Genomic DNA, 23388 nt, shown 5'->3' on the forward strand with positions numbered 1-23388 from the left:
TCCCTTGCTGATGCCACGGATTGCTGTCTGCATTTACCCCTTGCATCATCTTATGGCTTTATTCTAACAGCGATTTATGTTTCATTTGTGATGTGATTATGAAGAAAAGATGTTTTAATTGTGTTTGTTCTGTGAAGTGATGATCCTGTCAGGTGCAATATCGTGAGCCTCACTCTCAATGTTGTCAACGATCTGGAAGTCGTATGCCACAGCATACCGATGAAGCTTTTCCGTCCGGTATTTTGCCAGATATCGATCATAATATCCGCCGCCATAGCCGACACGGTGTCCTTTCCGGTCAAAAGCAAGCCCCGGCAGAAGCATCAGACCTTCTTTCGCTTCTACCATCGGACAATGCAATGCCGGTTCCAAAATGCCCTGATAGCCGGGACACAGCTCCTCCATTGAACGGATCTGATAAAACTCCATATCCTTCCCGTTGACCCGCGGTACTGCCACATTGATGCGTCTTCCCTGCACCGGATGTGCAAGCACTTCCCGGATCAGCTCTGTCGTATCCACCTCTGTTCCATAGGAAACAAACGGATAAAACCACGAAACTTCCTTCCAGACCGGATCTGCAAGGATCTGTCTTCGAATACTTTCATTCTGCCGGCTTCTTTCCTGAGGCGTCATGTCCCGGCGCATTCTACGCATCTGCTTTCTGGCTTCCTCCTTTGTCATTCCGCATCCTCCATGCGGATCGGCTTCTTCTTTCCGATCGTTTCACCCAGATCTGTAATGCTTCCGTCCTTTTCGATCACGGAAATATTATTCAGCTGTGATCTGACATTGGCGCGGATATCTGCAAGAAACTTCATACGAAGCTTCTTCTGTTCTGCCTTCTCTGCCGCAGTCAGCCCCTCTGCCTTTGCCTTGTGTGCCAGTTCATTGATTCTCTGAATTCCCTTTTCGTCCATAGTATCCTATATTCCTTTCTCCGCCCACAGGCTCCTGACTGCAGACATAATAATATTGACAAGTATTATTTATTCGCTTTGCAATTTTTATATGCGCTTCTATTTACGGTTCCAGACACCGGATGATCTCCTGTGCAACGCGGAGTCCGTCCATTGCCGCCGATGTGATCCCTCCGGCGTACCCTGCGCCCTCTCCGCACGGATATATTCCACGGATGTTCGACTGCATTGACTCGTCACGTCGTATCCGCACCGGCGATGAGGTCCGGCTCTCAATTCCCGCCAGAATGGCGTCCTCCCTGGCAAATCCATGAATGCGCCGGTCGAAATAACCAAAGCTCTCCTCGATGGAATCACCGATAAATTTCGGTAATGTCTCTCTGACGTTTGCCAGCGCATATTGCCCCCGGATCGACGGGATCACTGCTCCGATCCCGGTGCTTTTACGGTTTGCACAAAAGTCTGCGAAAAGCTGCACCGGAACCTTTCCCTGTCCGATGTTATACGCTACCTCTTCCCATTTGCGCTGGAACGCAATGCCCGAAAGCGGATCCGTTCCTCCAAAATCAGACGGATCTACCGTCACGACGATCGCACTGTTGGCGTTTCGTCCGTCTCTGGCATGGTTACTCATTCCGTTCACGGCAAGCCGCCCCGGTTCCGAGGACGCATTGACGATATACCCGCCCGGACACATACAGAAGGAATATACGCCCCGCTTGTCCTTCGTATTATAAGTAAGCTTGTAATCGGCTGCCGGCAGCTTCGTATAAAAATCTCCGTACTGATTCTGTCCGATCATTTCCTGTGGATGCTCCACACGCACGCCGACCGCAAACGGCTTTGCCTCCATAAAAAGACCCGACTGATACAGCTCTGTTACAGTATCCCTCGCACTGTGTCCCGTTGCCAGGATCAGTGTATCACAGGGGATCGTCTCCTGTCTGCCGCTGTGCTCACAGACAATCTCCTTTAAGATCTCATTCTCCCAGACAGCACGCACAAGCTTTGTCTCAAACCGTACCTCACCACCCAGTTCAATAATATGACGACGGATATTCTGTACAACCTCCCCGAGAAGATCCGTTCCGATATGAGGCTTTTGCAGATACAAAATCTCCGACGGTGCTCCATGATCAACAAATATCTGCATCACCCGGCGTCCTCGTCCTGTCGGATCCTTGACGAGTGTATTCAGCTTTCCATCCGAAAAGGTTCCTGCTCCGCCCTCGCCAAACTGAACATTGCAGTTATCGTCCAGCTTCCCGGTGTCCCAAAATTCGGACACCTTTTGCTGACGCTTTGCCACCTCACAGCCACGCTCCAGAACGATCGGTTCCAATCCCTGTCTGGCAAGCTCCAGTGCCGCAAAAATACCTGCAGGTCCCATGCCGACGATCACCGGGCGTAAGCCCATCCCGTTCCCGATGCGTCCTGTCCCGTTTTTCTGCACGTTCTCTCCGGTTGTCTCTGCCGTCTCCTTCACACGCACGGCATCGTTTTTGCCGTATTGTTTGAGTACCTTATCCTCATGAGGGAGCTTAAATGTCACCTGATAAATATACTGCATCTGATGCTTCTTTCTCGCATCCATTGAGCGCCGCAGGATCCGAAAATCCTTCATATTGTCCTCACGGACACGAAGCCTTCCGGCTGCCGCGCTCCTTACCAGGGATAATTCTTTCTCCCGGATCACTCCCTGCTTTACATATTCTGCCGGCACCTCCCGGCAGATTGTTTCCAGAGGGAGTTTTATCTGTGATAACTTTATCATTTCATCCTCATTTCTATCTGTTCTCTTCGTATTGATCCACTCATCCACCGATCAGTGTCCGTGTTTTGGAACTGTCCGTTTTATCGGACACATCCTGCTGCCGCCCTGCCTGCCAGATAACCACTTGTCCATGCCCACTGCAGATTATATCCTCCACAGATTCCATCAACGTCCAGCAGTTCGCCCGTCATATATAAGCCTGGATGATCCTTTACCTCCATCGTGTCGGGATCAAGCTGTCCGGTCAACACGCCGCCGGTCGTTACCTGCGCAAAATCAAAGCCGCTTACCTCCGCAATGCCTGTCTTCCAGTTCTTAAATCGGTCTGCGATCCGTTGAATATCCCGCTCGCTCCATTCGACGACCCGTGTCTTCGGATTCATGCCAAGCTTTTTAAAAGGACACGCCCAAGCACCTTATGAACCATCCCCTCCAGCACCTGCTCCGCCGGATAGTCCGCAAAGGCTTCCCGTCTGCGTGTGAGTTCCTGCCCTACCTCTTCCATCGAATAGTCCGGCAGAATATCCAGCAACAGATATGGCTTATCGCCTGTCTCCAACGCTCTTGCCGCATAACGGCTCACCTGAAAGAACGGAATCCCCGAAAGTCCGTAGGACACAAGCTGAAGCTCACCCTGATCCTGCGCCAGAAGCTCTCCTGCCTTATTGTATAAAGAAACTCTGCCTTTCACACGGATCTTTGCCCATTCCTTCGCAAAATCTCCTTTTAACACACATGAGGTCAGTGCCGGAAGCGGTGTTAAGACGTTAAGTCCAAGCTGCTTTGCCATCGCATAGCCATCGCCCCTTGTTCCATGAACCGGAGCTGCCTTTCCTCCCACGGCAAGTATCACACAACGCGCCTGATAAGTTCTCTTGTCTGTCCTGACCTGATAGCCTTTCTGTCCGTTTTCCGGCGGTATGATCCCATGCACATGTTCTTCAGTGTGAAGCTTTACCCCGAGAAGCTTAATCTGACGAACCAGAGCATCCACCACCGAGGAAGCCTGTCCGGATACCGGATAATAATAGCCATCCCGCTCCTGTGGCAAAATACCCATTCTGCGAAATTCGCGCAGTGTATCGTCACAGGAGAAATGCCCCAGTGCTCTTTCAATAAATGAGCGATCCTCTCCCCGATAGCATTCCATCTCCTGATACCGGTTTGTATAATTGCATTTGCCATTTCCCGTAGCATACAGCTTCTTCCCCGGCTGGGAAAGCTGTTCTAAGATCAGAACCTGTCCCCCGTTTACCGCAGCCGTGATTGCTGCCATCATGCCGGATGCCCCGGCTCCGATCACAATGATATCCTCCTGCATCTTTCTCTCCGTTTCTCTTGTTGTATTGTCTGTTAACTGGAATAATTTTCTAATATTCCATATAACTCTTCCTCATCCTTAACTTCAATCCCCTTCTTAAGCTGTTTTCGCTCCTTTGCGGAGAGCGAAGAAATCTTGATTCCTGTGTGTTCATAGACCGTCTTCATATCACCGTAATAGGCGATCACCTCTGTCCCATCGGAGATCAGGTAATAACGAAACTTTACCTTGGAGACATCGAAATTCTTACAGATTGTCAGCCGTTCCGGCGAAAAGGAGATCAGACTGACACTCTGCAGCCCGTCGAGAAATTCCTTTGCGGACATATGACTGTCCTTATATTTACTGCAAAACTGCTGTACCATTTTCCGGTCACAGCCCACCAGTTCGTCCGGCAGCTTCCGGTATTCGGTCACTGTCTCGTCGGTCAACGCATTGTGACTCTGCACCTGATACACGGTATTTTCCGTCAGTGTATTCTGGACATTTTGCGTCTGTACCGTTTCCCGGACAGACTTTTCCATCTGTGCCATACGGTCTGCCATCTCATTGTCCACATACACCTGCACCTGCTCGCCAACCCGCGTCTCATAATCCTCCTGCATCTTCTCAAACTGATTCATTGCAGACTGATAACAGTAGAAATTGGCAAGCGCAAACAGTGCCAGAAACAGACTGCATACGGTAATATAACGAAATACTTTTCCTTTCATACATAACCATTCCTTTCTGAATTTGTTATGTATTCTTGCCGTATTTTACCATGAATATTCTATCCCGGTATTTTTTCGGAAATATCGCCGGTTCATTCCGCCTTCCAGTCAGCTCGTTTCGCTTTTCCGCCGTTTCCTCTGCCTTTCTGCCGGCTTCTTCTGACTATAAGCGATCCTATTGCTCCAGTCCCTCATCAACCAAAAGACCGGTTCCGTCGGCTGCCGTTGTTGCCAGCTCATCGCAGCGCTCATTCTGCGGATGTCCGTTATGTCCCTTGACCCACTGAAAGGAAACCTGATGCGGTTCCTTCGCCGCAAGCATTCTCTTCCACAAATCAACATTTTTGACCGGCTCGTTCTTGCCGCGTTTCCAGCCCTTTTTGATCCAGCCATCCAGCCAGTGCTCGTTAAATGCCTTTACCACATACTGGCTGTCGGAGTACACCGTAATCTCGCACGGTCTGTTGAGTGCCTCAAGCCCGGCAATCACCGCCATCATTTCCATGCGGTTGTTTGTTGTCTTCTGATAGCCCGCTGACAGCTCTCTGATATGCTCCTGCCCCTTGGAATCCACAAAGGACAGTATTGTGCCGTAGCCGCCCGGTCCGTCCGGATTGCCTCTCGCCGCACCATCTGTATACATTGTTATCCTTGTCATTGTCATCCTCCCGAAATCATCGTATCTATTGCATCTGCCAGCTTCCGTGTTCCACAAAATGCTCCACGCGTTCCTGCGCCCGCTCAACGATTTTTGGATCATAGCCGATCATATGCAGAAGCTTGATCGCATTGCGCGTCATCGCTTTACCTTCACGGAGACGGTAATCAAAGATTACGTCATCCTCTTCCACCTGTTCCTCGAAATGATAATTATCATACTGCTTCTTCAAAAGCTCTGTCAATTCAATATCATGTGTCGCCGCAAAACAGAAAGCGTTCTGTGCGGCGAGAAGCTCAAGGATCTCAGTGGATGCCGCAATACGCTCCACCGTATTCGTTCCGCGAAGAACCTCGTCAATAAAGCAAAGCACCGGTTCGCCCTGACACTTTGACTGATCCACGATCCGCTTTAACGAACGGATCTCCACCATATAATAGCTCTCGCTGCTCATAATATCATCACGCAGTGCCATGGAGGAATAAATCCGGAAGAAATTCGCCCGGTAGCTGTCCGCAAGCACTGTATGGATCGTCTGTGCCAGGATCGCATTAATCGCCACCGTCTTGATAAAGGTTGACTTTCCGGATGCGTTGGAGCCGGTCAGAAGTACATTGCGGTGCGTATGGATCGTATTCTTGACCGGATCGGTCAGAAGCGGATGATACAGCTCGTCCGCCTCCAGATAAAACTGACGGTCCTTCGCCCGTGTAAGCTGTGGCTCACACCATTCTCCCATCATCTCGCGGTAAGAGGCAGCCGCAAGCATACTGTCCAGATAACCGACCGTCTCATACATCACATTTAAGTCATCCCGAGGCGAAGCACCTCTCTTGCCATTGACTGGAACTTGATAATATCAACATGTGTCAGCAGACGGACATAATCCATCAGGATATCTGTGATATTACCTTCCATATTACCGCCACCCACTACCAGCCAGCTTCCTCTGCAGAAATGGCGGAATCTACCAGCTTCCTCCTTCAGTCTCTGAAAATAAACCTCTGTCTCAGGGATATTTAAGGAAGCCACCGCTTCAGAAAAACGAACCATCTTTACGATAAAGGCAAACAGACGGTAAAATGTCTCCATCTGCGCCTTCCTCTTATAATAGGTCACCATATTGATCGCTGCGACCAATGCGGTTGGCATAATCATAATATCCGGCACAAAAAAGCAGGAAATCACACCCCCCACAAACGCAAACATCTGGATCACTGAACTAATCCCATTCTCCTTCTGCAGCATTCCCACTCTGTCCAGATAACCGTACACTGAAAAGTTACCGCCCTTACCGATCGCCGCAAATTCCTGCTGCAGATCAAAACGCGCTTTCTCATTCTCCATAAAAAAAGAGATCAGCCGTTCTCTTTCCTTTAAGCTCTCTGCATCAACCTGCGGATTGTGCAGCAATGCATACAGATATTCCTGTCCCATCGCGGACTTCGTATGATTCATCTGTTGATACACCGTATCCATATCAAGATCATTCCAGGTGATATCATCAATCGACTGATCGTTTTCATGTGCCCGGAAATATTCTGCCACTGTCTGAAGCTTCTCAATGCCGTACTCGTCCTCGGAAGGTCTGCCCCATTCCCGCAGCAGCCTTGTCCGCAGCCGCTTCTTATAATTGCGCTGATCAACATACGCCTTAACGCCGATCAGTATCAGTACCACAAGTACAATAATCGCTATCTCCATTCCAAGCCTCCATTCTGGATTTTGGAGTAATCATACCACAAAAAAACTGTTCTGCCAATTTTCTTTTGCAGAACAGTCTCTGTATTTATCCTTTGCCACTCAAAATCACTGCCACACCGGCAGCTTTCTGCCCCTTAACTGATCACGCGTCCGATCTTGATCGGTGTACGGTAATAAGCCGATGAGATCTTAATACCGGTACGCGGGTTACTTGCATGGATGATCTGACCATTGCCAATATACATTGCAACATGGCTTACCCCGCCACTTCCGTAGAAGAACAGATCTCCCGGACGAACATCACCGGAGCTTACTGTCCTGGTTGCTCCTGCCTGTGCGGCAGAAGTTCTCGGAAGAGAATATCCAAAATGCTCATAAATTCTCATCACAAATCCGGAACAATCCGTTCCGTTTGTCAGGCTTGTCCCTCCCCAGACATATGGATTTCCAAGGAACTGCATCGCATAATTTACCATGGATGACAGGCTGCTTGAGGAACTATTGTCAGAGGATGTCTTAGAAGCGATCCCGGATGACTTGATCGATACGGCTCGGTCAAGATTAAACGTCACCTTAACGAAATCCTTACTGACAAATGCTTTCTCATTATCAATGCTGATGCACATCCAGTTCTTCAGATTGTTGTACATCTTCCCGGTATTAATATTCTTAAGATCGGACTTCTTGCAGTTCTTGGCAATATAATTCTTCAGCCAGCTCTTTGTCAGGTTCTTTTTATAAATATCATACTCATCCTCCTCGGAAATCTGATCATAGATCCCTGCATCCGTTGAAGGAAGATAACGTACATTTAACGTCTCCGTATTCACAGAGATTCGAAGATTGGCGATCTTTTTGGCAAGTTCCTCTGCCTCATGATCCTTTGCCAGATAGCTCGCCTTTACATAGCCCTTCACCTTGCCGGACACGATCTTCGCCCAGCCCTTATTGATCGTATAAATATTACAGCCGGAATGCTTCGTCATCTTGCCGATCACCTTTGCACTCTCGCCCGGCTTATTTCTGACATTCAGGTAAGAATCCACATCTGCAACACCAAGTCTGTCATACTTGAGATTCAGCTTGAGATGACTGTCCCTCTTCTTGGTCGTTTTCTTGTCAGAGCTGTCTGTTGTCTCCTTAGAAACCGTTGTGGATGTGTTCTTAACAGATACCTGCTCTGCCGTAACCTCCATATTCTTCTCTGCGGTCTCCTCCTTCTCCTGCTCTGCAAGAACAGCATCGCTGTACTTGTCCAGACTGAGATTGATGCCCGCCATCGGCTTCTCGGTTGCCACCGTGCCTGCATGGATCGTCGCTGCACCACCAGTGACAAGCACCGCGGCCAGTACTGCTGCGATCCATTTTATATTCTTTCGGTACATGTTATTCCTCATTTCTATCAAAGAATGTTAAATATTCATTCTAAATGTTACACATATATTACAAAAGAATTATAGCAGTATGCCGATTTCTTGTCAAACCATAAATGCATTTATGGAATCATCCCCGAGAAAATAACCGTGTTTCCCTCTGATTCCGCCGCAATACTTCCCTTATGTGCATCCACGATCTTTTTGGCTATAGAAAGTCCGATCCCGTGACCACCTGTCTTAGAGGAGCGGGAGCTGTCATTGCGATAGAACCGGTCAAATAACCGTGCTGTATCAATCTTATCCTCCTCTGTGGTATTAGCAACGGAGAACGTAACCCCCTTGTGATTCTTTCCAAGCTTCCAGACAATGCTTCCATGTTCACTGACGTATTTCGAGGCATTGTCCATCAGTATCGTAACAAGCTGTTCGATCTGTTCGCGGTTTGCCCGCACAGTAAGACCGTCCTCTGCTTCCACCGAAAGCGTCACATCCTTCTGCTCAAGCACCTCATAAAACGGTTCTACGGTCTTCTCGACCAGCTCCTTCATATCGATTTCCTGCCGCTCATTATTCTCCTGCACCTCATCCAACTTCGCCAGAACAAGGAGCTGGTTGATCAGTTTTCCCATTCGCTTTGCCTGCTCAACAATATTCTGAAGCCATTCATTCTGCTCACCCTTATACTGCAGCACTTCCGCATTGGCGGATATGATCGCAAGCGGCGTCTTAAGCTCATGGCTGGCATCTGTGATAAACTGCTTCTGCCTTTGGGAGTTTACCTCAAACGGACGCACCACACGCTTGGATGCGATAATAAAAATAATCGTGATCAGCAATGTCAGAAGAACAGAAACACCAATGGTAAGTGTTACAACAAGACGATAAAATTCCTGACTCTCCTTGCAGTCCAGAAAAATAATATCACTGACAACACCATTGGTATATTGCTTGCGGAACCGGTAATTTCCAATATTCCCTACTTCCTTCGGTGAAAACAACACAAGCTTTGTCATCCGCACTGCTTTTTTCTCATCAATAGCGGCAACGTGATCCATGTCCACAGACTTAATCTGTCTGTCCGCATTTATGGACACACTGAAATATCTTGTCCGGTACGCCGATTCCTCATTAAATTCATAAAAGCTGTTCCTGAAAAACTGCTTATTGCTGCTGTTTTCGTCGTAATCCTTCATTTTGGGAACAGTTCCGTTATTATCACTGATGATCCTCGTCATCTGATCTGCCTGACTGTTATTATATGTTCTGAGACTCACCGTCAGGATCAGATTCATAATTGCAAAAACAACAACCACGGAAAAAAATACAATTTTTACAAGTCGCCATCTTAATTTCTTCAATCAGATTCCTCCTTTTGTTCCATGCAGATCCGGTCATCCTTCATGACAAGCTGCAGATTGCCGTGGATCTGAATCAGTTTATTGTTCAGATATGCCATGTAAAGGGTGATCTCCTCGGGGCTTACCTCCCCCTGAAACACCTGACCGGCAATATCCTCCACAGAATAGCTGACCGACTCCTTTTCCAGAAACAGCGCCAGAAGCTTCGCCTCCTTTACACTTAAGATCAGGCTGCCTGATCGTGCAGAAAGCTCGTTGCTCTCCAGATCCAGTGTGACATTGGCAAGATTTAATACTGTCTGCTGATAATCACGGTTTCTCCGGATCATCGCCTTGACGCGCGCCACCAGCTCTCCCATGGCAAACGGCTTTGCCAGATAATCATCCGCGCCCTTGTTGAGTCCATCGATCCGATCCTCAGTTTCTGCCTTGGCTGTCAGCAGAAGCACCGGCGTATAATCGGATCTTTTACGCATATTCTCTGCCACCTGTGTTCCCTCCATGCCCGGCATCATGATGTCAAGCACCACCATATCAAAATGTTCCTTCTGAAGGATTTCATCCGCCGACAGTCCGTCCATGACCGACGTCACCTCAAAGCCCTCCATCTTCAAAACCTCCGACACTGCCATCGACAATCCCAATTCGTCCTCTGCATATAATATCTTCATTGTCATCCTCCATAATTCTGTCCGGACAAAATTAAAAATGCGGTTTCCCTTTGCGCATTTCCGCCTATCATCTTTGTTTTATCACGCCCACGCATACCCGGTCTGCTACTGACGTATCATATCCCGAAGTGTCTGCATCGACAGATCCGTCGATGCCATCTCCCCGGCACAGCGCTTCAACTCCTTTTCGATCAGTGCGGTATTGGTAATTCCTTTCTTGTAACGCATCTCATGCTCCAGACTCGCCCAGCAGTCCATTGCGATCGTCCGAAGCTGTATCTCTACACGAAGCACACCATCCGGCGCCTCCGGAAACGGACACTCCAGGATCACATGATAGCTGCGGTATCCGTTCGGCTTTGGCAATGCGATATAGTCCTTTTCCTTAACGACGCGGTAACGTGTGTCCGATTTCATGGACTTTACCAGTTCGTACACATCCCCCACGAAATGTGTTACCAGTCTGAACCCGATCAGATCGGAAAGCTGTGTAAACGCTGTTTCCACATCATTGTCATAGCCCTTTCGTTCCAGCTTCTCCTGCACCCCCTCTGCCGTCTTGATACGGCTGCGGATATGCTCCACCGGTCTTTCCTGATGCTTTCCGTCAAGCTCGTCCACCCTTTCATTCAACCAGCCAAGCACCTCCTGCTCCAACTGTTTCAAGGGTTCATAATATCCACCATAATATGTAAGCTGTGTATCTTCCACAATATCACCTCATTATTTCCAAATATTAAACGACAGGCTTTCTGTCTGGTAAAAAGGGCAAAACCGGCGTTTGGCCTTTGGTTCACACTACGTTACAAGTATTTCCTATCCATTACAAATACGGCACAACCCGCCAAATTCTTTCTTCATGGCAATATTGTACCGTATTTATATGAAAAATCAATGAACGCATATACTGCAAACATTAAATTTCAGAAACTATATAATACCCTGTGAACGGATATGATCTGTGACATCCTTTAAAAATAAAATACTTCGCCCCGTCATCACTAAATGATGATGCAGACAAGACCACCGTTGCTGTCGTTGATCACCTTCTGGATCGTCTCCTGCAGCTTGAGCTGGCTTTCCTGCGTAAGCTATTGACCTTTCCGCTCATCCCCTCATCGACAAGCTGGCGCACGGTCTTTCCGAAAATATTGGTATCCCAGATTCCGTCCTTATCCGGTCCCGCCTGACCGGCAATATACTCAAGAAGATCCTTTGCCTGTTCCTGCGTTCCAACGATCGGAGCGATCTCTGTCTCAATATTGGCACGGATCATATGTATAGACGGGCTGACCGCCTTAAGCTTTACACCATATTTATTACCATGGTGGATCAGCTCCGGCTCCTCGATCGTAATCTCATCTGTAGTCGGTGTGATCACTCCGTAACCCTTCTGATGAACCTCCTGCCATGCCTGACCGATCTTCCCGATCTCTTCCTTCTGTGCAGCATATTCCTTTAACAGCCGGATCAGCTGATATTCTCCCGGAATCTCTGTGCCAACGAGCTCACTTAAGATCTGATAATATCTGGAATCGTCAAACAGTGTATCAATAAAGACCTTTCCGTTTTCCATGCCGATCTTGCGGATATGAAACTCTTTGATCATGTCACTGTCCACCTGAAAACGTTCTCTGGTAACATCGCTGATCCTTGCAATCTTCCCTAAAATCTCCCGCACCTTCTCAAAAAGCTCTGTTTTGAGCCAATGGTCATTTGGCAGCATTTCCACCCATTTCGGCAGATGAAATGCGATCTGCGTCACCGGGAAAGACTGAAGGATCCGCTCCATGATCGCCAGAATGTCCTCCTTGCGAAGCTGGCTGGCGTTGATCGCCATCGCCTCCACATCGTAGCTGTCTTTGATCTCATTTACGATTTTTACCGTTTCTTCGCTGTAGGGATGCGTTGAATTAACCAGTACCACAAAAGCTTTTCCAATGTCCTTGAGTTCGCGGATCGTTCTCCCCTCCGCCTCCAGATAAGCATCCCTGTCTAACTCCGTAATACTGCCGTCGGTCGTAACAACAACGCCCACCGTGGAATGGTCGTGGATCACCTTCTGCGTTCCAAATTCTGCCGCCCGTGTAAATGGCATCGGCTCCTTCGACCATGGCGTCATGACCATCCGCTCCTCGCCGTCCTCCGTCAGACCATTGACCCCATCTACAATATAGCCGACGCAGTCAATAAGACGCATCTTCACCTCATTATCTCCCATCAGCCGCACACCGACCGCTTCCTTCGGAATAAACTTCGGCTCTGTTGTCATAATGGTTTTGCCGTCTGCCGACTGTGGCAGTTCATCCACCGCTCTTTGCCGGTCATGCTCATCCGTGATCGACGGAAGCACCAAAAGCTCCATAAAACGCTTGATAAATGTCGATTTGCCGGTGCGGACCGGACCGCACACTCCTAAATAAATCTCGCCATTGGTTCGGCTGGCGATGTCTGTATATACCTGAAATTCCTCCATGGCTACCTCCCGGAATACATTGGCAATGCACTGGTACATGCCGACCGGGCATTGCATGGTTTGCTGTTTGTCTATCTATATGCATCCCGGGATTCCAATATTCCTCTGCCACCTTTCAAAATCCCTCTGTCCCCTCCAAAAAAGTGCTGCAGGCTTCCGCTTAACTGAAACCTGCAGCACGTTATGTGTCACTCTTCCTCAAGATACTTCTTAAAATTCTTCGAATAATGGAGCTTTTCATCTTTAGTAATAAATACTGCTTCCACATCATCGAGCGAATCGATCAAATCCATTCCCTCGGAAAGCCCCAGTGTAAATGCCGTTGTCGAAAGTCCGTCTCCATCAACAGATCTGTCCGATATTATGGACACACCGAGGAGATTATTATCATAGGAATAACCCGTCTTCGGATCTAAAATATGATGGTACATTGTCCCCTCGTCTGTCTTAATATACCGCTCATAAATACCGGAGGAAACAACGGACTTCCCATTGATATCGACCACGGCGACCGTCTCTTCCCGGTCAGCAAACGGCTGTCTTATCCCAATCCGGAAATCGTCCCCCTTATTCTTTCCACCGATGCACAGAATGTTTCCTCCCAGATCAATGACCGCACCTGTAACGCCATTCTCTGTCAGATACTCCCTGATCTGATCGGCGATATATCCTTTCGCAATTCCGCCAAGATCCAGTTCCATACCGGATTTCTGAAAGATCAGCATATGCTTTTTTAAACGAATGTTGTGGTAATCCACATACTTCAATGCCTCTTTGATCTTCTGTGCATCCGGCACTGTGCCTTTCCCGGAGGAAAAATCCCACAAACTGCTGACCGGACGATCGAAATATCAAAATTGCCGTCCGACAGCTTGCAGTAGTAAAGTCCTTTTTGAAGAATATCATGCATCTGATCTGAAATCTTTACGGAAACGCTTCCATCAGCCTCTCCGCTCTCAGCTGCTTCCCTGCTGACCTTATTGATCTGATATAATTCACTGTCTTTCCTCGTAGTACTGAGCAGCTTTTCATAATCTGTACAGAGTGAAACACAATGATCTAACAGCTTCCGGCTTCCACCCTGATAAAGCGTGACCGTGTAAGTGGTATCAAACGCAAAACCGGATATTGAGAGCGGCTCTGCACCCTTCTCTTTATCTGAAAAGGGTGATACACAGCCTGTAATGCTGCATACCACCATAATAAATACAAGTTCTGCCGCGAAAACGGCTTTTCCTCTCCAAAGCTTCATGACATGGTACCTCCTGTTACTGCAGATTTTCAAACATCTGCTTTACACAATGCTCGACCTTCCATGCCCAGGTAAAAGATGCGGAATAATGGTGATTGATCTCCATCAGTCCGGTTCCATCATAATAAATGCCATCCTGTGTAAGATAGCTTTTGGCAAGCCATTTTGCAGTTCTCATAATATTCGCCTGATCACTGGCTGCATTGATGCCCTGTGCATCATCCGAGTCCACACCAAAACCGGTAAAATTATGATCCTGTCTGGCTCTTCTTGATGTTCCCCACGCACTTTCGAGTGCGGCGATGGATGCCAGTCCAACCGCATTGACCCCGTATTTATGTTCTGCCTTCACAAACACCGGAGCAAGCGTAACTAACTCACTTCCCTCTAACATTTTACGCATCTGCGATTTTGTCACACCACTTCTGACCGTTAAGTCATACGGATTAAAGATTACCGGATTATGCTTCCTGATTCCTTTGACATACCGGGTATGAATCTTTTCGTATTTTGAACGGATATGATGTACCGGCTTCTTCAGATTCCTGAGCTTGCGCCCGCACTGATTGATTTCCTTATCCAGATAAAGTCCCAGGTCAAAAGTCTCATTCTCCTCAAAAAACGTGTCCATGCCGGAAACTGTCAGCACATCAAAATAATCTGGGTTACACAAAATATATCCCTGATAGACCACCTGATCGACCGTAGAATCAAGCCCCTGTACTGTGGCAGCAGATACCACCTTCGATACTGCAGATCCGGTTGCCGCCACCTTGACTGCCATGGTATTGCTTCCAATAGTACGGCGCATTTTCTCGAGATATGCCTGTCTGACGGTCAGTGACTGCGTCTTTGTGATCAGTTCCTGACGCTTGTCTGTGATCCGTTTGTTGGCATCTTTCAGCTTCTGGATCTGCGACAGATACTGTATATTGTACATCTGTACATTTCCCTCGATCGGGCGGTAAGTCGGTACCGGTGTCGGAGCTGCCGGATGGTGCTTTTTATTTTTATGCTTTGCGGCATGTTTCCGGTTCTTTGCCACCTGACTCTTTCCGGCATCTGCTGCTTTTCCCTTTCCGGAATCGTCTGCCTTCGGCTTTGCAGATTCTCTCTTTGCCGGAGCTGCTGTTTGGGCAGGCTTTGGTGTTACTGCCGGCTTTTCCTGCTCCGGTGCATTGTCCGGATCATCGCCTGTTCCATTGTCCACAGAGATCTCTGTCGTCGTCAGATCCTCATCATTGGCTGCCCTCAGCTGCCATCTTGGCGCCACCTCCACCAGAATCAGTGCCACTGCTATGATCAATACGGTTACTTTCGCTATCTTGCTGCTCATGCTGTCATCATTTCCTTTCCTGCTGCTTATACAGCCAGTCTCTTTCCTTCTCCGTCAGCTCTGCTTTCTCCAGAAGATCCGGTCTGTTCTTCGCTGTCCGAAGAATTGACTGCTCCCGGTACCAGGCGGCGATATTCTTGTGGTGTCCCGAAAGCAGGACAGGTGGCACCTTCTCCCCCATCCATTCCTCCGGTCTTGTATACTGCGGATATTCTAACAGATTATCCGAGAATGATTCCTTGACCGCAGACATTCCGTTGTTAAGTACCCCGGGCACCAGTCTCGAGATCGTATCCATCACGACAAGCGCCGGAAGCTCTCCGCCGGTCAGGACATAATCGCCGATCGACACATTATCGGTCACGATCTTTTCCAGAACACGCTCGTCAATTCCTTCATAATGACCACAGAGCAGAACCAGATCCTCCTCCTGCGATAACTCCTCTGCAATCTTCTGATTGAAGGTTCTTCCCTGTGGTGTCATAAAGACCACCCTCGGGCGTTCATTTCCGATCGAATGACAGATACTCTCATAACAGCGATACACAGGCTCTGCCTGCATCACCATTCCGGCTCCGCCGCCATAGGGATAATCATCCACGCGGTTATGCTTGTTATTCGCAAAATCACGGATATTCACGGCATCTACCAATATATATCCTGCCTTGATCGCCCTGCCGGTAATGCTCTCATTCATTGCACGTTCGATCATTTCCGGAAACAAAGTCATTACATGAAAGTTCATTTACCTATCCTCATTTCTCATGTCTGCTTGATCTGACAATTTACAACAGTCCTTCCATAATATGAACCGTCACAACTTTAGTGTCCATATTTCGGGACAGTACACAATCCGGAATCACCGGAAGCAGCACTTCCTTCCCTTCATGCTCTACCACATAAACATCATTGGCTCCTGTTGTCAGTACATCCTTTAATACACCGAATTTCTCCCCATCCTCTGTCACCACGGTTGCACCGAGAATATCGGCAATATAATACTCGCCCTCTTCCAGCGGAATCGCATTTTCTCTGGTGACCAGAAGATCTCTGCCTTTATATTTCTCAATGTCATTGATCGAATCAATTCCCTTAAATTTCAAAATGACCATGTTCTTAAAAAAACGTGCGGAAGCAACCTCCAACACCTTTTTCTCATTTCCGGTATCCAGAATGATCTCCTTCATTCCCTTAAAACGCTTCGGATCCTCTGTGGTCGGAAATACCTTGACCTCTCCTCGGATCCCGTGGGTATTGGCAATGACACCTACTCTAAAATAATCTTCCATACAAACAATACCTTTCCGTCATTGATTCTATATATTTCAGCTATAAAGAAAAATACACCTGTACATAACCATGTACAGGCGTCTTCCACGAACCTACTGTCCGATTTCTACAGTAATCTTTTTGTCCGTATTGTAAGCGGCAGCCTTCACTACTGTGCGAATTGCCTTTGCAATACGTCCCTGCTTTCCGATAACCTTACCCATGTCATCAGAAGCAACTTTAAGTTCCAATAGGATTTCATTCTCTGTCTCAGTCTCTGCGACCTCAACCTCTTCCGGGTGATCCACAAGTGCCTGTGCGAGAACTTCCACTAATTCTTTCATATTCTACACATCCTCACTGGTCAAAAAAATTACTCGATTCCAGCCTGCTTTAACAGCTTTCCAACTGTCTCCGTCGGCTTAGCACCATTTGCCAACCACTGCTTAGCCTTTTCCTCATCAAACTTGAAAACGCTTGGGTCCTGATTTGGATCATAGGTACCGATCTCATCGATAAACTTACCATCTCTTGGAGATCTGGAATCAGCAACTACTACTCTATAGAAAGGTGCTTTCTTCTTACCCATTCTTCTTAATCTGATCTTTACTGCCATGTCTTTCACCTCCTAATCTTACATGTACTATTTATATACAAACCCCGGTATGACCGGAATCTGAATGCATCTTAAAATCCAAATGGAAGCTTTGGCATTCCGCCGCCAAAACGCCCCTTTTTCTTGCCCTTGCCGGACATCATTCCCGACATCTGTTTCATCATCTTGCGGGACTGTTCAAACTGTTTGATCAGCTTGTTGACCTCTGAGATATCCACTCCGGCGCCTTTCGCAATGCGCTTCTTACGGGATGGATTGATCAAGGCCGGATTGCCCCGTTCCTCCGGTGTCATGGAATAAATGATCGCCTCTGTGCCCTTAAACACATCATCATCAATGTCTAAGTCGGTCGGAAGTCCCATTCCCGGCATCATACCAAGAATGCTTTTGATTCCGCCCATCTTCTTCATCTGACCGATCTGCTCCAGGAAATCATTGAAGTCAAACTCCGCCTTACGGAACTTCTTCTCCATCTCCCTTGCCTTGTCCTGATCGATCTCAGCCTCAGCTTTCTCGATCAATGTAAGCACATCGCCCATACCAAGAATGCGGGATGCCATACGATCCGGATAAAACTGCTCCAGATCTGACAGCTTCTCTCCCATGCCGACATACAGGATCGGACGTCCTGTCACTGCACGAATGGAGAGTGCCGCACCACCTCGGGTATCACCATCTAACTTTGTCAGGATAACACCGTCAATCTGAATCTTCTCATCGAGGTCTTGGCAACATTAACTGCATCCTGTCCTGTCATGGAATCCACAACGAGGATTGTCTGATCGATATCAATGTTTTCCTTGATCTCCTGCAGCTCACCCATCATATCCTCGTCCACATGAAGACGTCCTGCAGTATCCAGAATGACTACGTTCTCATTATGTGCTACTGCATGCTCGAGCGCTGCCTTCGCAATGTCAACAGGCTTGTGGCTGGTACCCATCGCGAATACCTCAACGCCCTGCTTCTCACCATTGACCTTCAACTGCTCAATCGCTGCCGGACGATAAATATCACAGGCTGCCAGCAACGGACGACGTCCCTTCTGCTTCAGCTTTCCGGCAATCTTGGCGGTCGTCGTTGTCTTACCGGCACCCTGAAGACCACACATCATAATGATGGTTATCTCATTGGATGGCTTCAATGCAATCTCAGTGGTTTCGCTTCCCATGAGACTGACAAGCTCTTCATTCACAAGCTTGATCACCATCTGCCCCGGCGTCAGGCTGTTCATAACATCCTGTCCGACTGCCCGCTCCTGCACTGTCTTGACGAAGTTCTTGACTACTTTAAAGTTAACATCTGCCTCCAGAAGAGCCATCTTAACTTCCTTTAAAGCTGCCTTAACATCCTCCTCCGTCAAACGTCCCTTGCTACGGAGGTTCTTAAAAACATTCTGCAGCTTTTCGGATAAACTATCAAATGCCATATAGATAACCTTGCCTTTCCAAAGAACTGCAAACTTTGGGCCGCAGGCACAAGATTTGCAAAGCGAATTTTATTCGCTTGGCGAAAATTTCATATTTTCGCACTACCCTCCATTTCAAAGTCTGCTTTCACAACACAATGGCTAGTATACACAATCGTTTCGATGTTGTCAAGTATTTTTCTTGACGTTTTTTATTTTTAACATTAAACGTCTGGTAAATTATTTTAATTTATTGTAGACATCGTCTGTGCCCGGCTTCATCTCGACCATTTCCTTGGCTTCTACATCACGGCACTGATAATGCTTGCTGCAAGTCCAAGCACAATGACAACCAGCGAAATGATCGCCACGATCCTTGCCATGCTGTGCCTTCTGCTTCCCGCCTTCGTGCTTTTATATTCAACGGACTGCTCGCGGATCACATCCCGTGCCTGCTGCTCCATGTCCTCCGACACACTGATTTCAAACATAACATGATTCACACCGGATACGGCATGAAAGGAATCATTCCGGCTGCAATCGCACGCAATTCCATGTTCTGACAGATTGCTGCAAATCGCATCCGCCTCTATCGAATTATTTGTTCTGTATATGATTAACATTGTATCGCCCCCTAGTATTTTCTTTTGCCTTTGGCCGGTGCATAATCCCGCATCCCCGGGATCGCGCCTCCCGATACCGCCCAAAAATACAGACTTGCCACGCTGCAATACGGTGTAAATCTGCGGCGGTATTTTTCAAATAATTCCCGGTCAATCTTGCGGTGGTGATATACCATCCGAAGCCCGCGCCGGATCGCCAGATCATCATAACTGAATACATTCGGTCTCTGCAGACAGAACAAAAGAAGCATTTCCGCTGTCCAGACGCCGATCCCCTTTAAACTGCTGAGTGAACGGATTGCATCCTCATCCGAAAGATTCCGTATATTCTCCAGATCAAAGCTGCCATCCGATACCTTCTTTGCAAAATCTGCAATATATTCTGCTTTTCGAAAAGAAATTCCTAGCGACTGAAGCTGTTCAATATCCATCCTGCAGATGTTTTCTGCGTTCACCTCTCCAACCCGTTCAAGCGTCCTTTTCCAGATCGTCTCCTGTGCCTTTGTCGAGATCTGCTGCCCGATAATATGATGCACGATCGATGAAAACAGATCCGTATCCACTGTCCGTTTTATGGGACCGATCTGCTCGATCACTTCCTTTAATTTCTGATCCTTTCCCTTCAGATAAGAAATTTCTTTCTCTCCATATTCAAAATACATACGAAGCTCCTTTTGTAACTATCTGTCACAGATAACACAGCATGACGGTTATTCTGCAATTTTTATTCTGCCATCCCTCTATTCTTCAATGATCTTGGAAAGGATCTGAAATATTTCCTGCCCCCTTGGATCCGTCTCGGAAATATTCATCTCCTGCAGACATTCATGCAGTCGTCTCATCTCACTTCTCTGCTGTTCAAACCGCTCCAGAAGCCCCAATTTCTCCTCGCAGCCTTTAAGCTGCTTCGTGATCCTTTTGACAGCATCATGCACCGCCTGTCTGGAAATCTCCATCTCCTCAGCAATCTCCGAGATAGAATAGTCCTCCTGAATATATGCCTCAAAAATACGCCTGTTATTTTCTTTTAATAATGCACCATAAAAATCATAGAGCATGGAAAGGTATACTCTCTCCTCCAGCCGCTGCTCAATACTTTGCTCCTGTCCCCGCGTCACATCTATTTCCCCGCTTTCTCTATCAATTCTGACTTTCTAAATTTCTTTGCCAAGACCATTATACATGTTTTGCCTGTTTGAAACAATAACAATCCATAGCATCAGTTGGTGGAAAATTATCTATCGAAAGCGATCTCCCTTTCCCCCTTCGTATAATACACAAAGACATCCTCCAGATTACGAATATTTTTCTTTTTCTTTTCCAGATCCGAAATAAGATTTTCAACCGTATCCTGCACAAGGATCTCTCCCGATTTGATCAGGATAACCTCTTTTGCAATGTCTTCAATATCACTTACCACATGTGTTGCATATAAAATGGTACACGTTTTGGAAAGCTCCCTGACAAAATTTCGAAAATCATATCTTTCTACCGGATCAAGGCCTACCGTCGGCTCATCTAATATGATAAAATCCGGATCTCCGAGCAATGCCTGTGCCATAAGCACCCTCTGTTTCATTCCACCGGACAGGGTTGATATCTTTCGACTGGCGACATCCAGAATGTGCAGTCTTTCCAGCAAATAAGTGATTTCTTCCCGGACCTCCCGTTTTTTCAGTCCCTTTAATACTGCAATATAATTCATACATTCTAAAACAGAAAACTCTTCATACAATCCCTGCTTTTGCGGCACATACCCCACTCTTTTTCTATAATCTTTTCCAAGCTTTTTTATGTTCTCATTTCCGTACAAAATCTCGCCGCTATAATTCTGAATGCCATCCACCATGATACCGATCAAGGTGCTTTTTCCGGCTCCGTTCGGCCCCAGCAGCCCATAAACGCCACCCTGCATTTCGATATTCACATGGGATAATACTGTTTTTTTGTTGTACTCCTTAACCAGATCTTTTGCAACTATTTTTTTCATATGCTGTCCTCTCTCATCGTCAGATTTCCAACCACCATACCAAGAAAAATTAACGCTAGTAAGTGTAATCCATAAAATCCAAACAAAATAACGCCGATCTTTGTCTGAATGATTCCAAACAGAGCATTTCCCGCAACGCAGTTCCAATGAAAGTTTAAATGATGGATCGAATAATTACGAGAGACACTGTAGATCCAACTGCCATACAGGCTTCCCATCAAAAAGATGCTCCAGAAAATGATCATCCTGCATTTGGATCGAATCAGTGCATTTTTCCCAGAATAGGTAGAATACAGCAAAAGTCTTCTCTCCATTTTGTTGTCTACTCCATAAACGCAGAAGGCAAAAATGGCTATCGCTATGGCTGAAAAAATTTCGATAAAATGAAAGGCAAATGCTTCCTTCCCCATGCCAAGTGCCAGCCTGTATCCCTTCTCATATAAAATATGATCTGCCTTCTTTTTCTCCTGCAAAAGTACCTTTTTATATGCTTTTTGGGCTCCTTTTTCTCTTTTCACACCGATTTCAAGGATGGAGATATATTCCTGGGAAAACGTCTTGTCACTCTCCAAATCCGTTTTCCATTCTTGAATTTCTTTTAATATGTCCTGCATATACTTTTTTGCTTCCGGCACCGTTTTCCCCTGAATTTCCATCATATATTTTTCATAGTAAAGTTTGTCAACATCTCCTGCATTTTGTACCTGTATCCCGGAAATAAAATAACCCGCACACAATACCGCAAGAAGCAGCATCCATCCCTTTTCACAAACCCAGTATTTTTTTATCTCATAGAATAAAAGTTCCATTTTCGATGGCAGGTTCCAGCAAAAACTTGTCTTTCCGGCAATCTCCAGTGTCCTTCCATTTTCTCCGGCAAAGACCGGATATAAAAGGAACCCGGACACGCCTGACGAAATAATAAGCAACACACAGGCCAGGACCAGCACAAGATAGGTATGGACCGGCACATTCCATACATTCACACAGGAATACTGTGCTAATATATTTCTGATATCCATAAACTGTATCAAATTAATCCTGCGCATCAGATACAGCCAGCTGTTATCCCGAATATGGAACCAGAAATAACCTTCCAGAAAAAAAATCCCCGCTATCATGGTAAATGCGATATTTCTTTTTTTCCACAAAAGGGTCAATGCATAAAAAATACTGAAAAATAAAATTCCCACCAAAATTTTATAGCATCCATATCCGATCAGAAATTCCCCTCCCGATATATTTGGCGGAAATCCCTGAAACATATAAAAGCTTTGTACCTTCACACGAAGATTTCCAAGACCATATAAAGAAGATAGAATAAGACATTTTACCCCATAAAATACGACCGATATGATCCCTGCATAAAAACAACCCACACCATATTTTACAAAACCAAGCCAGTTTCTTCCATTTGGCATGGCAAAATAAAACCTCAGAATCCCTTCATTTTTTTCAGGTATCAGCAGGATATAGGCTAACAGGAAGATCATACCAAACATCATGATTTCAAAGCAGTCTGCCTGAAGCAGCCGCTCCATCCCGTACGCATCAATTTCCTTTTCTTTTACGTTCCTGAATCCGGAAAAATCTGCTTTAATTTTTTGTTGTAATCTTTTGGAATACTTACCTTTTACAAAAATAGAAATTCCATTTTCCTGTCGATCCAATACAGAAGCCACATATTCTTTATAGCTGTTACTATATTGTGCCTGTTTGTATATGATATTGTATAATGCATCCTCTGCTTTATAGGAATTTGTATACAGTCCGTTTTTTTCGAAATCTTTCTTTTCCGCAAACTTTTCCAATGTATTCATATCCATATTTTTTACATCGTGGATCATATTTTTATATGCGTTTCCGGAAAAATCTCCTCCCACACCGTCCCCCCTTAGCAAGGTATAAATGACGCACACAAAA

General features: G+C 46.6%; 26 protein-coding genes and 2 pseudogenes. All 28 read right to left on the reverse strand.

Annotated elements, in window-relative coordinates; all coding sequences use genetic code 11:
• Positions 1 to 114 precede the first annotated feature (114 nt).
• Complete coding sequence (locus DXA20_RS10155; protein ID WP_118560558.1) at positions 115 to 684, reverse strand: 5-formyltetrahydrofolate cyclo-ligase; 570 nt, start codon at positions 682 to 684, stop codon at positions 115 to 117.
• Positions 681 to 920 carry a DUF896 domain-containing protein gene (locus DXA20_RS10160; protein ID WP_022306216.1) on the reverse strand — a complete coding sequence of 80 codons (240 nt, stop codon included), beginning with the start codon at positions 918 to 920 and terminating at the stop codon, positions 681 to 683. The genes DXA20_RS10155 and DXA20_RS10160 overlap by 4 nt, the downstream gene beginning before the upstream one ends.
• A gap of 103 nt (positions 921 to 1023) precedes the next feature.
• Positions 1024 to 2694: an NAD(P)/FAD-dependent oxidoreductase gene (locus tag DXA20_RS10165; RefSeq protein WP_243100617.1), complete on the reverse strand. Its 1671-nt coding sequence runs from the start codon at positions 2692 to 2694 to the stop codon at positions 1024 to 1026.
• Positions 2695 to 2774: 80 nt separating this feature from the next.
• On the reverse strand, positions 2775 to 3077 hold the full coding sequence (locus DXA20_RS10170; RefSeq protein WP_118560560.1) for an NAD(P)/FAD-dependent oxidoreductase: 303 nt from the start codon (positions 3075 to 3077) through the stop codon (positions 2775 to 2777).
• The gene (locus DXA20_RS10175; RefSeq protein ID WP_118560562.1) at positions 3074 to 4015 is read right to left on the reverse strand and encodes an aminoacetone oxidase family FAD-binding enzyme; all 942 of its coding nucleotides are present in this window, start codon (positions 4013 to 4015) and stop codon (positions 3074 to 3076) included. The genes DXA20_RS10170 and DXA20_RS10175 overlap by 4 nt, the downstream gene beginning before the upstream one ends.
• A 32-nt stretch (positions 4016 to 4047) precedes the next feature.
• Complete coding sequence (locus DXA20_RS10180; protein ID WP_118560564.1) at positions 4048 to 4728, reverse strand: BofC C-terminal domain-containing protein; 681 nt, start codon at positions 4726 to 4728, stop codon at positions 4048 to 4050.
• Positions 4729 to 4903: 175 nt separating this feature from the next.
• Positions 4904 to 5386, reverse strand: coding sequence for a ribonuclease HI (rnhA, locus tag DXA20_RS10185; RefSeq protein ID WP_022306220.1), 483 nt, complete (start codon positions 5384 to 5386; stop codon positions 4904 to 4906).
• 25 nt (positions 5387 to 5411) lie between these two features.
• Complete coding sequence (locus DXA20_RS10190; RefSeq protein ID WP_118560566.1) at positions 5412 to 6185, reverse strand: MutS-related protein; 774 nt, start codon at positions 6183 to 6185, stop codon at positions 5412 to 5414.
• Positions 6186 to 6190: 5 nt separating this feature from the next.
• On the reverse strand, positions 6191 to 7090 hold the full coding sequence (locus tag DXA20_RS10195) for a hypothetical protein (RefSeq protein ID WP_118560568.1): 900 nt from the start codon (positions 7088 to 7090) through the stop codon (positions 6191 to 6193).
• A gap of 134 nt (positions 7091 to 7224) precedes the next feature.
• Positions 7225 to 8475, reverse strand: coding sequence for a C40 family peptidase (locus DXA20_RS10200; RefSeq protein WP_158577206.1), 1251 nt, complete (start codon positions 8473 to 8475; stop codon positions 7225 to 7227).
• 110 nt (positions 8476 to 8585) lie between these two features.
• The gene (locus DXA20_RS10205; protein WP_118560572.1) at positions 8586 to 9824 is read right to left on the reverse strand and encodes a sensor histidine kinase; all 1239 of its coding nucleotides are present in this window, start codon (positions 9822 to 9824) and stop codon (positions 8586 to 8588) included.
• Positions 9821 to 10495: a response regulator transcription factor gene (locus DXA20_RS10210; protein WP_158577207.1), complete on the reverse strand. Its 675-nt coding sequence runs from the start codon at positions 10493 to 10495 to the stop codon at positions 9821 to 9823. Before DXA20_RS10210 ends, DXA20_RS10205 begins: the two co-directional genes overlap by 4 nt.
• A 105-nt stretch (positions 10496 to 10600) precedes the next feature.
• Positions 10601 to 11206: a GTP pyrophosphokinase gene (locus DXA20_RS10215; RefSeq protein ID WP_243100618.1), complete on the reverse strand. Its 606-nt coding sequence runs from the start codon at positions 11204 to 11206 to the stop codon at positions 10601 to 10603.
• Positions 11207 to 11496: 290 nt separating this feature from the next.
• A pseudogene (gene spoIVA / locus DXA20_RS10220) lies at positions 11497 to 12971 on the reverse strand (stage IV sporulation protein A).
• A 188-nt stretch (positions 12972 to 13159) separates the two neighbouring features.
• Positions 13160 to 13768, reverse strand: a complete 609-nt coding sequence (locus DXA20_RS18660) for an FAD:protein FMN transferase (protein ID WP_442969690.1) — start codon at positions 13766 to 13768, stop codon at positions 13160 to 13162.
• Positions 13735 to 14223: an FAD:protein FMN transferase gene (locus DXA20_RS18665; RefSeq protein WP_442969691.1), complete on the reverse strand. Its 489-nt coding sequence runs from the start codon at positions 14221 to 14223 to the stop codon at positions 13735 to 13737. Before DXA20_RS18665 ends, DXA20_RS18660 begins: the two co-directional genes overlap by 34 nt.
• A gap of 16 nt (positions 14224 to 14239) precedes the next feature.
• Positions 14240 to 15559, reverse strand: coding sequence for a glucosaminidase domain-containing protein (locus DXA20_RS10230; RefSeq protein WP_118560576.1), 1320 nt, complete (start codon positions 15557 to 15559; stop codon positions 14240 to 14242).
• A 7-nt stretch (positions 15560 to 15566) separates the two neighbouring features.
• Positions 15567 to 16304 (reverse strand): tRNA (guanosine(37)-N1)-methyltransferase TrmD, encoded by a 738-nt coding sequence (gene trmD / locus DXA20_RS10235; protein ID WP_118560578.1) that lies wholly within the window; start codon positions 16302 to 16304, stop codon positions 15567 to 15569.
• Between the two features lie 40 nt (positions 16305 to 16344).
• A complete protein-coding gene (rimM, locus tag DXA20_RS10240) occupies positions 16345 to 16848 on the reverse strand; it encodes a ribosome maturation factor RimM (RefSeq protein ID WP_022306230.1) in 504 nt (167 codons plus the stop codon).
• Positions 16849 to 16941: 93 nt separating this feature from the next.
• Positions 16942 to 17172, reverse strand: coding sequence for a KH domain-containing protein (locus DXA20_RS10245; protein ID WP_118560580.1), 231 nt, complete (start codon positions 17170 to 17172; stop codon positions 16942 to 16944).
• Between the two features lie 29 nt (positions 17173 to 17201).
• Positions 17202 to 17444: a 30S ribosomal protein S16 gene (rpsP, locus tag DXA20_RS10250; RefSeq protein WP_022306232.1), complete on the reverse strand. Its 243-nt coding sequence runs from the start codon at positions 17442 to 17444 to the stop codon at positions 17202 to 17204.
• 71 nt (positions 17445 to 17515) lie between these two features.
• Entirely contained in the window at positions 17516 to 18049 is a 534-nt protein-coding gene (locus DXA20_RS18670; RefSeq protein WP_442969692.1) for a hypothetical protein, read from the reverse strand.
• A pseudogene (locus DXA20_RS18675) lies at positions 18044 to 18873 on the reverse strand (signal recognition particle protein); the annotation flags it as partial. The gene DXA20_RS18670 and the pseudogene DXA20_RS18675, both read right to left, overlap by 6 nt.
• A gap of 281 nt (positions 18874 to 19154) precedes the next feature.
• Positions 19155 to 19475 (reverse strand): putative signal transducing protein, encoded by a 321-nt coding sequence (locus DXA20_RS10260; RefSeq protein ID WP_118560582.1) that lies wholly within the window; start codon positions 19473 to 19475, stop codon positions 19155 to 19157.
• Between the two features lie 11 nt (positions 19476 to 19486).
• Positions 19487 to 20137: a DNA-3-methyladenine glycosylase family protein gene (locus DXA20_RS10265; protein WP_118560584.1), complete on the reverse strand. Its 651-nt coding sequence runs from the start codon at positions 20135 to 20137 to the stop codon at positions 19487 to 19489.
• Positions 20138 to 20215: 78 nt separating this feature from the next.
• Positions 20216 to 20593 (reverse strand): YlxM family DNA-binding protein, encoded by a 378-nt coding sequence (gene ylxM / locus DXA20_RS10270; protein WP_118560586.1) that lies wholly within the window; start codon positions 20591 to 20593, stop codon positions 20216 to 20218.
• A gap of 116 nt (positions 20594 to 20709) precedes the next feature.
• On the reverse strand, positions 20710 to 21465 hold the full coding sequence (locus DXA20_RS10275; RefSeq protein ID WP_022306237.1) for an ABC transporter ATP-binding protein: 756 nt from the start codon (positions 21463 to 21465) through the stop codon (positions 20710 to 20712).
• Complete coding sequence (locus DXA20_RS10280; protein WP_118560588.1) at positions 21462 to 23348, reverse strand: hypothetical protein; 1887 nt, start codon at positions 23346 to 23348, stop codon at positions 21462 to 21464. The genes DXA20_RS10275 and DXA20_RS10280 overlap by 4 nt, the downstream gene beginning before the upstream one ends.
• Positions 23349 to 23388: the final 40 nt, after the last annotated feature.

The organism is Roseburia sp. AM59-24XD (genome assembly GCF_003478445.1).
GTDB lineage: Bacteria > Bacillota > Clostridia > Lachnospirales > Lachnospiraceae > Jutongia.